Source organism: Achromobacter sp., assembly GCF_036567245.1.
Classification (GTDB): Bacteria; Pseudomonadota; Gammaproteobacteria; order Burkholderiales; family Burkholderiaceae_B; genus Achromobacter.
Genome location: NZ_DATCUY010000206.1, coordinates 1 through 10,196 on the forward strand (window position 1 = coordinate 1; position 10,196 = coordinate 10,196).

The 10,196-nt window shown below is 65.4% G+C and carries 12 protein-coding genes; 8 read left to right on the forward strand and 4 right to left on the reverse strand.

The window, feature by feature from the left end:
* The 4 genes from VIR09_RS08930 to VIR09_RS08945 all read left to right on the forward strand — a co-directional run.
* The coding region (locus tag VIR09_RS08930) for an amidase family protein (RefSeq protein ID WP_332012542.1) at window positions 1-659 on the forward strand (659 nt) is incomplete at its 5' end.
* Window positions 660-663: 4 nt separating this feature from the next.
* Window positions 664-2,121, forward strand: coding sequence for an Asp-tRNA(Asn)/Glu-tRNA(Gln) amidotransferase subunit GatB (gatB, locus tag VIR09_RS08935; RefSeq protein ID WP_207469817.1), 1,458 nt, complete (start codon window positions 664-666; stop codon window positions 2,119-2,121).
* Between the two features lie 131 nt (window positions 2,122-2,252).
* On the forward strand, window positions 2,253-2,498 hold the full coding sequence (locus VIR09_RS08940) for a hypothetical protein (RefSeq protein ID WP_332012543.1): 246 nt from the start codon (window positions 2,253-2,255) through the stop codon (window positions 2,496-2,498).
* A complete protein-coding gene (locus VIR09_RS08945) occupies window positions 2,495-2,962 on the forward strand; it encodes a type II toxin-antitoxin system VapC family toxin (protein WP_332012544.1) in 468 nt (155 codons plus the stop codon). The genes VIR09_RS08940 and VIR09_RS08945 overlap by 4 nt, the downstream gene beginning before the upstream one ends.
* Window positions 2,963-3,037: 75 nt before the next feature.
* Here VIR09_RS08945 and pyrE read toward each other — a convergent pair whose 3' ends face one another.
* On the reverse strand, window positions 3,038-3,721 hold the full coding sequence (gene pyrE / locus VIR09_RS08950) for an orotate phosphoribosyltransferase (RefSeq protein ID WP_332012545.1): 684 nt from the start codon (window positions 3,719-3,721) through the stop codon (window positions 3,038-3,040).
* Between the two features lie 132 nt (window positions 3,722-3,853).
* On the opposite strand from pyrE, the gene VIR09_RS08955 reads away from it, so the two are divergent.
* Window positions 3,854-4,642, forward strand: coding sequence for an exodeoxyribonuclease III (locus VIR09_RS08955; protein WP_332012546.1), 789 nt, complete (start codon window positions 3,854-3,856; stop codon window positions 4,640-4,642).
* On the opposite strand, the gene VIR09_RS08960 is transcribed toward VIR09_RS08955, so the two are convergent.
* On the reverse strand, window positions 4,624-5,556 hold the full coding sequence (locus VIR09_RS08960) for a LysR substrate-binding domain-containing protein (RefSeq protein WP_332012547.1): 933 nt from the start codon (window positions 5,554-5,556) through the stop codon (window positions 4,624-4,626). The two genes, VIR09_RS08955 and VIR09_RS08960, sit on opposite strands and share 19 nt — an antisense overlap.
* Window positions 5,557-5,664: 108 nt before the next feature.
* Here VIR09_RS08960 and VIR09_RS08965 point away from each other — a divergent pair, with 108 nt between their 5' ends.
* Both VIR09_RS08965 and gdhA read left to right on the forward strand, forming a co-directional pair.
* Entirely contained in the window at window positions 5,665-6,276 is a 612-nt protein-coding gene (locus tag VIR09_RS08965) for a LysE family translocator (protein WP_332012548.1), read from the forward strand.
* A gap of 429 nt (window positions 6,277-6,705) precedes the next feature.
* The gene (gene gdhA, locus VIR09_RS08970) at window positions 6,706-8,052 is read left to right on the forward strand and encodes an NADP-specific glutamate dehydrogenase (RefSeq protein WP_013396758.1); all 1,347 of its coding nucleotides are present in this window, start codon (window positions 6,706-6,708) and stop codon (window positions 8,050-8,052) included.
* Window positions 8,053-8,294: 242 nt separating this feature from the next.
* Here the strand turns inward: gdhA and VIR09_RS08975 are convergent, their stop codons facing one another.
* Window positions 8,295-8,795, reverse strand: a complete 501-nt coding sequence (locus tag VIR09_RS08975; RefSeq protein ID WP_332012549.1) for a copper chaperone PCu(A)C — start codon at window positions 8,793-8,795, stop codon at window positions 8,295-8,297.
* An 18-nt stretch (window positions 8,796-8,813) separates the two neighbouring features.
* A complete protein-coding gene (locus VIR09_RS08980) occupies window positions 8,814-9,713 on the reverse strand; it encodes a LysR family transcriptional regulator ArgP (protein WP_013396760.1) in 900 nt (299 codons plus the stop codon).
* Window positions 9,714-9,860: 147 nt separating this feature from the next.
* Here VIR09_RS08980 and VIR09_RS08985 point away from each other — a divergent pair.
* A partial coding sequence (locus VIR09_RS08985) for a LysE/ArgO family amino acid transporter (protein ID WP_332012550.1) occupies window positions 9,861-10,196 on the forward strand: 336 nt, incomplete at its 3' end.

Here is a 10,196-nt window from a genome sequence, read left to right on the forward strand (position 1 = left end):
CGCCTGACGTGGCCGCCGCGGTCGAAGCCGCGCTGGCCCAGTTCGAGGCGCTGGGCGCCGTGCGCGTGCCGGTGTCGCTGCCGCGCACCGAACTGGCCATCCCCGCCTACTACGTCATCGCCCCCGCCGAAGCGTCCAGCAACCTGGCGCGCTACGACGGCGTGCGCTACGGCCACCGCGCCGCCCAGTACGGCGACCTGAACGAAATGATCAGCCGCTCGCGCGCCGAAGGCTTCGGCGACGAGGTCAAGCGCCGCATCCTGATCGGCACCTACGTGCTGTCCCATGGTTACTACGACGCCTACTACCTGCAGGCGCAGCGCCTGCGCCGCCTGATCGCGCAGGACTTCCAGCGCGCCTACGCCGACCAGTGCGACGTGATCATGGGTCCGGTGACGCCCACGGTGGCCAAGAACATCGGCGACAACCGCGACGACCCCACGGCCGACTGGCTGGCCGACGTCTACACGCTGGGCGTGAGCCTGGCCGGCCTGCCTGCGATGTCGATTCCGTGCGGCTTTGGAGGCGCGGGCGGAACTCGCCCCGTAGGTCTCCAGATCATCGGCAACTACTTCGACGAAGGCCGCCTGCTGGCCATCGCCGACCGCTACCAACAAGTGACGGACTGGCACACGCGTGCCCCGGTCCAGCAAGGCTGAGAACATGAACTGGGAAATCGTCATCGGCCTGGAAACGCACACCCAGCTTTCCACGGACTCCAAGATTTTTTCGGGCAGCAGCACCCAATTCGGCGCCGCGCCCAACACCCACGCCAACGTGGTCGACCTGGCGCTGCCGGGCAGCCTGCCGGTCATGAACCGCGGCGCCGCCGAACGCGCCATCCGCTTCGGCCTGGCCGTGGGCGCCACCATCGCGCCGCGCTCGGTGTTCGCGCGCAAGAACTACTTCTACCCCGACCTGCCCAAGGGCTACCAGATCAGCCAGTACGAGCTGCCGGTGGTCGTGGGCGGTTCGCTGTCCTTCTTCGTGGGCGAGGAAGAGAAAACCGTCAACCTGACGCGCGCCCACCTGGAAGAAGACGCCGGCAAGTCCCTGCACGACGACTTCAACCTGGCCAACGGCGCGCCCGCCAGCGGCATCGACCTGAACCGCGCCGGCACCCCGCTGCTGGAAATCGTGACGGAACCGGAAATGCGTTCGGCCGCCGAGGCCGTGTCCTATGCCCGCGCCCTGCACAGCCTGGTGGTGTGGCTGGGCATCTGCGACGGCAACATGCAGGAAGGCTCGTTCCGCTGCGACGCCAACGTGTCCGTGCGGCCCGTGGGCCAGAAGGAATTCGGCACCCGCACCGAGATCAAGAACGTCAACTCGTTCCGCTTCCTGGAACGCGCCATCGTCTATGAAGCGCGGCGCCAGATCGAGCTGATCGAGGACGGCGGCACGGTGGTCCAGGAAACCCGCCTGTACGATGCCGACCGCGACGAAACGCGCAGCATGCGCAGCAAGGAAGACGCGCACGACTACCGCTACTTCCCCGACCCCGACCTGCCCACGCTGGTGATTTCCAGCGCCTGGGTCGACGAAGTCCGCGCCGCCATGCCCGAACTGCCGGCCGCCCAGCGCGCCCGCTTCGAATCCGAATACGGCCTGCCCGCCTACGACGCCGCCCAGCTGACCGTCAGCCGCGACCTCGCCGCCTACTTCGAGGCCGTGGCGCACGCGCTGCCGGCCGGCCAGGCCAAGCTGGCCGCCAACTGGGTCATGGGCGAAGTTTCCGCCGCCCTGAACAAGGACGAAAAGAGCATCGCCGACTCGCCGGTGCAGGCGCCGGCGCTGGCCGCCCTGATCGGCCGCATCATCGACGGCACCATCTCCAACAAGATCGCCCGCGAAGTCTTCGGCGCCATGTGGGCCGGCGAAAACGGCGGCCAGGCCGACGCCATCATCGACGCCCGCGGCCTCAAGCAGATCAGCGATACCGGCGCCATCGGCGCCATGATCGACGAGGTGCTGGCCGCCAACCCGGCCATCGTGGAAGAGTACCGGGCCGGCAAGCAGAAGGCGTTCAACTCGCTGGTGGGCCAGATCATGAAGGCCGCCCGCGGCAAGGCCAACCCGCAGCAGGTGAATGATCTGTTGAAGCAGAAGCTGGACAGCTGATCCTGGACCGGGCGCGCCTCGCAACGGGCGTGTTCAGGAAGTATCAGACGAAACGAAGGGCCGCGGCATCTTGCTGCGGCCCTTCGTTTATCCAAGAATGATCTGGTCGATTTTTGACTGGAGGCTTGGACATGAATTACCTCGAAATCAGCACCAGCGACCTGCTGCATCGGTTCTCCGACCACCTGCAAGCGGTCCGCCAAGGACAGCACTTCATCATTTCGCTGGACGGCGTACTCTGCGCCAGGCTAACCCCAGTTCTTCCCACGACATCCCTGGATGCCCATGACGCGCTCGAGGCGATGAAGTGCTTTACGCCAGCACCGCCCATCCCTCACGAGATCATCCGCTCCTGGATCGAAGAAGGCCGGGAATGAACCCCATCCGCCTGATACCGGACGCATCACTCGCCTTGGCCTGGCTGGTCGGCCGCACTGATGCTCGCGAATCACAGCTGGCCCAGCACCTGCTGGAAGTCGCCCACGGGGCCAAAAATTCGGTGCCGCACATCTGGCGCGTCGAAGTCGCCAACGGCATATTACGCGCCGAACGCAGCCAGCGCGTGTCGGAGAGTCAGCTGTTCTCGTTCAACCAGCTTCTCGCACGCCTGCCCATTTTTCCGGATTCAGCCGCAGCCTTCGTCAGCATAGACCGCAGCTATCAGTTGGCTCGCACTCACGGTTTGACCGTCTACGACGCCAGCTATTTGGAACTGGCCCAAAGACACGGAGCCTATCTGGCCACATTTGATCGCAAGCTGGCGGATGCCGCCCGGGCCAGTGGCGTTGCCGTCTTCGGCCAGCCTCACGGCATCGCCGAGCCTGCGGGAATCTATGGCTGAAGAGGCGGCACCAAGCGGCCCCGCCACCCGCACGCCCACAAACGGGCGTGCCCAACAACCATCGCGAATCGAGGCTTACTTCACCCCGTACTTCGTCCGATACGCCAGCACCGCCTCACGGTGCTCGGCAAAGGACGCGTCGTCCTGCAGCAGGGCCAGGATGTCCGACAGCGAGGCAATCGCCACTACCGGGATGCCGTAGGTCTTGGCCACGTCCTGCACGGCGGAATGCGCCGACAGGGCGTCGTCCGGGCCCGCGCGTTCCATGCGGTCCATGGCGATGAGCACGGCGGCGGGCTCGGCGCCGGCGGCGCGGATGATTTCCACCGATTCGCGCACCGACGTGCCCGCGGTGATCACGTCGTCAATGATGACGACCCGGCCCTTGAGCGGCGCGCCCACCAGGGTGCCGCCCTCGCCGTGGTCCTTGGCTTCCTTGCGGTTGTACGCGAAAGGCACGTCGCCGCCCTTCATGCCGGGGTGGCCCGCCAGCGCGATGGCCGTCGCCGTACCCAACGGAATGCCCTTGTAGGCAGGACCAAACAGCATGTCGAATTCCACGCCCGAATCCAGCAGCGCCTGGGCATAGAACTGCGCCAGCTTGCCAACCGAGCGCCCGCTGTTGAACAGTCCGGCATTGAAGAAATAGGGACTGATACGGCCCGATTTGACCTTGAAGCTGCCGAAGCGCAGCACGCCCTCGTTCAAGGCGAAGCGGACGAAATCAAGGGCGGTGGCGGAGGAATTGGCGGCGGGCATGCGTAAAGGTCCGGTAGATGGCAAACGCAGGCATTTTATCCGCTGTCGGGGCTATTCCCGGGTAGCCCCGCCGAGTCGGTTAAATTGCTGCCATTGCCCCGGCCATTGCGGCCGCCCAACAGGAGTTTCGCTTTGCTGCGCATCACGTCGATCAATCTCAATGGCATCCGGTCCGCCTTCCGCAAGGGCCTGCAACCCTGGATGGAAAAGCATTCCGCCGACGTGCTTTGCCTGCAGGAGATCAAGGTATCCCACGAGGACCTGACCGACGACCTGCGCCATCCGCCCGGCTATACCGGCCACTTCCACCATGCGGTGAAGAAGGGCTACAGCGGCGTCGGCATCTACCTGCGCGACGCGGCCGAGCGCGTCAATATCGGCCTGGACTGCGAAGAGTTCGACCCTGAAGGCCGCATCATCCGCGCCGACTGGAAGAACCTGTCGGTCATCAGCGCCTACCTGCCCTCGGGCTCCAGCGGCGACGAGCGCCAGCAAGCCAAGTACCGCTTCCTGGACCGCTTCGGCCCCTGGATCGACGCCCTGATGCATGAGCACAAGACCACCGGCCGCGAGTTCATCATCTGCGGCGACTGGAATATCGCCCACAAGGAAATCGACCTGAAAAACTGGAAGGGCAACCTGAAGAATTCGGGCTTCCTGCCCGAAGAGCGCGCCTGGCTGACCGACGTGTTCGACAAACGCGGCTTCGTCGACGTGTTCCGCACCATCGACGACCGCCCGGATCAGTACACCTGGTGGAGCAACCGCGGCCAGGCCTGGGCCAAGAACGTGGGGTGGCGCATCGACTACCAGATCGCCACGCCGGGCATCGCCGCCCGCGCCCGCAACGTGGCCATCTACAAGGACGAGCGCTTCTCGGACCACGCCCCCCTAACGATCGACTACGACGCCACGCTCTGAGCGCCACCCGCCACGTCACCCGCCGCGTCCCGTAGCGACGCGGCGGCCTCCCGGCGCAACCAATCCAGAAAGGCCCCCGCACGCGGATCTTCCGAGCACGGCCGGGGCGACAGCAGCACATAGGCCGAGCCATCGCGGGTAAAGCCGCAAGGCGCCTCAAGCCGGCGGTCGCGCAACGCGTCGCACGCCATCAGCGCCGAGCCTATCGCCACCCCCAGGCCAGCGGCAGCGGCCTGCAGACTCAAATAGAAATGCTCGTAGGCCGGCCCGGTCCGGCGCGGAGGCTTCACGCCGGCCGCACACGACCAGTGCCGCCAAGCCAGCGGGCGCGTTGCGCTACTGAGCGCCGGCGCGCCGCCCCAGTCATCCACAGCCAGGACTGCATCGGCAGCGTCTATCAGTCCCGGGCGGCACACCGGCCCGGTCCATTCCTCACACACCCGCTCAGCATGCAAGGCGGCGTCCCAATCGAAGTCATTGCGGCGCAACGCCACGTCCACCCCCTGGGCGGCGAAATCCACGGGACCGCCTGCCGCATACAGGTGCACCTGCACGCCGGGGTGGTCGCGCTGGAAGCCCGGCAGCCGCGGGATGAGCCACATCATGGCGATGGTGGGCTCGCAGGACAGCACCAGCGGCGCGCCCGCGGCCGGCTGACGCAGCTTGGCCAGGCCCGCCGCCAACTGCTCGAACAGCGCACGCGTCACCTCGAACAGCTGCCTGCCCGCATCGGTCAGGAAAACAGCCCGGTTGCGGCGTTCGAACAACGCCAGCCCCAGGGCGTCCTCGAGCAGCCGGATCTGCCGGCTGACGGCGCCATGGGTCACGTGCAGCTCTTCGGCCGCCTTGCCAAAGGCCAGGTGGCGGGCGGCGGCATCGAACACCCGCAGAGTATTGAGCGGCGGCAACTTCATAGCAAAAGGTGATTTTTTCTCACGGATATCGAGCATTAGAAATCGTTTTTCCGGAAGGCGCCAGCGTCCCACAATGCCGGCTCCATTTCGCAACCAGCCGCTCTCGCCATGACCGAACTGATCGCCGTCGCCCTCATCACTATGCTTGCCGTCATCAGTCCCGGCCCGGACTTCGCCATGGTCACGCGCAACAGCTATCTATTCGGCCGGCGCACCGGCCTGATCTGCGCGCTGGGCATCGCGCTGGGCGTGCAGGTGCACGTGTTCTACACGATGTTCGGGGTCAGCCTGCTGGCGCATTACGCGCAGCCCGTGCTGCAGGGCATCAAACTGGCGGGCGCCTGCTATCTGGTCTACATGGGCTGGAAGACCTTCTTCAACCGCACCCAGGTCAGCCGCGACCTGTCGGAGCGCCCCCCTATCTCGGGCTGGCAGGCGCTGTATAGCGGCTTTCTGACCAATGCGCTGAATCCCAAGACGACGCTATTCGTGGTCAGCACCTATACCCAGGTGGTGTCGCCCGGCACGCCGCTGGCCTGGCAGTTCGGCTACGGCCTGTTCATGTCGCTGGCGCACTGGATCTGGTTCGGCGCGGTAGCGTGGTCGGTGTCCTCACCCTTCCTGCGGCGCATGCTGCTGGATCATCAACGTGCAGCCGACCGTGTAGTGGGAGCCGTCCTGATGGCACTGGGCGCGGCGCTGGCCGTCGTGCAGTTGTAATCCTGCAGAGGGGACGTGATTTTGCTCAAACAAATAATGGGGACATATTAAATCGATATTGCCCCCCGAGCCTGCCCGAAACTGCCCGCACGGGCCCGCCTTTCCTTCCCAACAATTCGGAAAGCCCTATGACGCCCCCACGCAAATAAACGGGGACGTATTTAATTCCCTAGGAAATTCAATAGTCTTCCTAAAAAATCGACAATTCAAACTGTCTCAACCCTGATACTCCACATTAATACGTCCCCAATAAATTAAGAGAAAAAGTGCTTTGATATCAAGGTGATGGCACTATTTTTGGGCTTTGCGCAGGGCAGCAATTTGCCCCTACAATTCCGCACCATACAGGTGCGTCCATGCACCAAAAAAGAATTTTCGCGCCCCAATCCGGCGCAGTCCGCACCTATTCGAAGCACCCCCAAGGAGATCATGTTGAAAGTGCAGAGTCTGGACGACTTCCTGCGTGGCGTCGCCGCGCGCGACCCGCAGCAGCCTGAGTTCATGCAAGCCGTCCAGGAGGTGATGCTGAGCCTGTGGCCTTTCATCGAAAAGCACCCCCACTATGCCGAGCACGCCGTGCTCGAACGCCTGGTGGAGCCGGAACGCGTGATCCAGTTCCGCGTGTGCTGGACCGATGACCGCGGCCAGGCCCAGGTCAACCGCGCTTTCCGCATCCAGCACAGCTCGGCCATCGGCCCCTTCAAGGGCGGCATGCGTTTCCACCCCTCGGTGAACCTGTCGATCCTGAAGTTCCTGGCTTTCGAGCAGACCCTCAAGAACTCGCTCACCACGCTGCCCATGGGCGGCGGCAAGGGCGGCTCCGACTTCGACCCCAAGGGCAAGTCCGATGCTGAAGTCATGCGCTTCTGCCAGGCCCTGATGATCGAGTTGTACCGCCACCTGGGTCCGGACACCGACGTGCCGGCCGGCGACATCGGCGTGGGCGCGCGCGAAGTCGGCTTCATGGCCGGCATGATGAAGAAGCTGTCCAACTCGACCGCCAGCGTGTTCACCGGCAAGGGCCTGACCTTCGGCGGCAGCCTGATCCGCCCGGAAGCCACCGGCTACGGCACCGTGTACTTCGCTGAAGAAATGCTCAAGCGCGTGGGCAAGTCCTTCGACGGCCTGCGCGTGTCCGTGTCGGGCTCGGGCAACGTCGCCCAGTACGCGATCGAAAAGGCCATGGCGCTGGGCGCCAAGGTCGTGACGATTTCCGATTCCAACGGCACGGTCGTCGACGAAGCCGGCTTCACGCACGAGAAGCTGGTCGCGCTGATGCACATCAAGAACGACCTGCGCGGCCGCCTGGACACGTATGCGCGCCAGTTTGGCCTGGTCTATGAGGCCGGCAAGCGCCCGTGGCACGTGCCGGTGGACGTGGCTCTGCCCTGCGCCACCCAGAACGAACTGGAACTGGCCGATGCGCAAACGCTGATCAAGAACGGCGTGCTGTGCGTCGCCGAAGGCGCCAACATGCCGGCCACGCTGGAAGCCGCCAAGGCCTTCATCGCGGCGCGCGTGCTGTACGCGCCGGGCAAGGCCAGCAACGCCGGCGGCGTGGCCGTGTCCGGCCTGGAAATGGCCCAGAACTCGGCCCGCCTGGCCTGGACGCGCGAAGAAGTCGACGCGCGCCTGCACGCCATCATGCGCGACATCCATGAGAACTGCGTGCGCCACGGCCACAGCGAGCGCGAGTACGTGAACTACCTGGACGGCGCCAACATCGCTGGCTTCGTGAAGGTGGCTGACGCGATGCGTCAGCAAGGGCTGTATTAACCCCCCCCCCCGAAAGCGCTACGCGCTTTCCCCCCCAGGGGGGCGCCGCTGCGGACCGGCGGAGCCCGGCTCCGCGCGGCCCCGATTGGGGGAGACCGGTCCAATGCGGGCGGGTTTGCCTCTTATTGTCTGATAGGACGGACCTGCCACAACGGCGGGGATCTGCCTGAGCCGGCCCCTGGGCCGGCTTAGTCTTTCATGCGACCGAATCCGCGCCCTCAGGCGCGGGCAGCGCTTGGCGCTTAGTGCTTCATCGTGCCGTGGTTCATGGCGCCGTGGTCCATGCCGGGATTGTGCGAGGCCGGCTTGACCTTGAATTGCACGGCGACTTCGCCGGCTTTTTCGAACTTCAGCGTGGCCGGGACCGTGCCGCCTTCGGCGAACGGCGCCTTCAGCTTGATGAACATGACGTGGTAGCCGCCCGGGCTGAGCTTGACCTCGGTGTCGGCCGGCAGCGCGATGCCGCCTTCCACCTGGCGCATCTTCGAAACGCCGTTCTCGGTCTGCACGGTGTGCAGCTCGACGCGTTCCGCCGCGTTCGACGACACCGACAGCAGACGGTCCGCGGTCTTGGCGTCGTTGTCGATATCCATATACCCCGCGCCATTGGATTGGCCGGGCGCGGATGCGCGCACCCAGAGGTCGTCGACCTCGATCTGGCCAACCTTGTAGTCCTTCGCCCAAGCCGAGCCGGCCGTGCACAGGCCCAGGGCGGCGATGACAGCGAACTTGCGGATGTTCATGGGTTGTTCTCCTAGAGGTTAACGCCGCCTGACCAGGCTGCGGGCAGCTGACAGGACCGAATCCGTCAGGGCTTCCATCGCTTCGGAGTTTACCCGCCAATGCTGCCAGTACAGCGGCACGTCCTCCCAGGCGCGGCCCCGAAGCAGCATCAGCTGACCTGCATCAAGGTGTTCCTGCACCAGCGGCAGGGGATTCATGGTCCAGCCCAGGCCGCCCAGCGTCGCCTGCACGAACGCCCGGGTGGACGGCACCCACCAGACCGGCGGCTGCCAAGGCGCGGGATCCGCGATCTTGTGCGCGAAACGGGCCTGCAACGCGTCCTTGCGGTTGAACACCAGCACCGGCGCCTGCGCCAGCGTCTGGGCGTTGACGCCCTGCGAGAAGTAGCGCTTGTGGAATTCAGGCGTGCAGGTCGCGACATAACGCATGCTGCCCAGCGCGTGGATGCGACAGCCCTGCACCGGCTCGGCCAGGGCGGTCACGGCGCCCAGCACCGAGCCATTGCGCAGCAGCGTCGCAGTGTGGTCCTGGTCCTCGGACTGCATGTCCAGCGTGGCCCGGGTGCGAGCCGCGAACTGCACGGCCGCGTCGACGAACCAGGTCTCCAGGCTGTCGTGATTGACCGCGACCGGGATACTGGCATAGGGCACATCGTCGTCCGCCACGCCCAGGCGGTCGAGGGCGTCGTGCTCCAGCAGCGCCGTCTGCTCGGCCAACCGCACCAGCACCTGACCGTCCGCCGTGGCCACTGCCGGCACGGTGCGCTGGACCAGCAGCCGGCCCATGCGGTCCTCCAGCGCCTTGATCCGTTGCGACACCGCCGACGGCGTGACGCTCAGCGACAGCGCGGCCCGTTCGAAACTGCCTTCCCGCACTACCGCGGCCAGGGCGCGCAGATTGCCGTGATCAATTTTCATAAGATTAGTTTTGCTTAAGATAGTGAAGGAAAATTAGCTTTATTTCATATCCGCCGCAAGCGAAAATGGCTTTTTTACCGGAGCGCCGCGGGCGCCCGGCGTTGTCATCCAAGCGCCGCCACAGGCGTAGCAGCACAGGTGCAGGTCATGTTCGCCACGTTGTCATCCCCCCTCTTCTTCACTGCCTGGGCCAGCGGCACGGCCACCGGGCTGGGCCTGTTCGCGGTCGTGGGCGCGCAAAGCGCATTCATCCTGCGCCAGGGCCTGATGCGCGCGCACCTCTTGAGCGTGGTCGCCATCTGCGCGCTGATCGACGCCATCTTCATCTTCGCCAGCGTCTCGGGCCTGCAGGCCCTCACGTCCTGGTTCCCCTGGCTGACGACCGCCGTGCTGTGGTTCGGCGTGGCCTTCCTGTCCTGGTACGCGCTGCAATCGGCGCGCCGCGCCTGGACCGCCACCGGCGGACTGGCCGCCGCGCGCGAC

Excerpts from the sequence above, each read along its gene's own strand:
- VIR09_RS08980 (WP_013396760.1), bottom strand. The coding sequence starts at position 9,713 with ATGAAAATTGATCACGGCAATCTGCGCGCCCTGGCCGCGGTAGTGCGG.
- VIR09_RS08960 (WP_332012547.1), bottom strand. The coding sequence starts at position 5,556 with ATGAAGTTGCCGCCGCTCAATACTCTGCGGGTGTTCGATGCCGCCGCC.
- pyrE (WP_332012545.1), bottom strand. The coding sequence starts at position 3,721 with ATGCCCGCCGCCAATTCCTCCGCCACCGCCCTTGATTTCGTCCGCTTC.
- VIR09_RS08965 (WP_332012548.1), top strand. The coding sequence starts at position 5,665 with ATGACCGAACTGATCGCCGTCGCCCTCATCACTATGCTTGCCGTCATC.
- gatB (WP_207469817.1), top strand. The coding sequence starts at position 664 with ATGAACTGGGAAATCGTCATCGGCCTGGAAACGCACACCCAGCTTTCC.
- VIR09_RS08940 (WP_332012543.1), top strand. The coding sequence starts at position 2,253 with ATGAATTACCTCGAAATCAGCACCAGCGACCTGCTGCATCGGTTCTCC.
- VIR09_RS08975 (WP_332012549.1), bottom strand. The coding sequence starts at position 8,795 with ATGAACATCCGCAAGTTCGCTGTCATCGCCGCCCTGGGCCTGTGCACG.
- gdhA (WP_013396758.1), top strand. The coding sequence starts at position 6,706 with ATGTTGAAAGTGCAGAGTCTGGACGACTTCCTGCGTGGCGTCGCCGCG.
- VIR09_RS08945 (WP_332012544.1), top strand. The coding sequence starts at position 2,495 with ATGAACCCCATCCGCCTGATACCGGACGCATCACTCGCCTTGGCCTGG.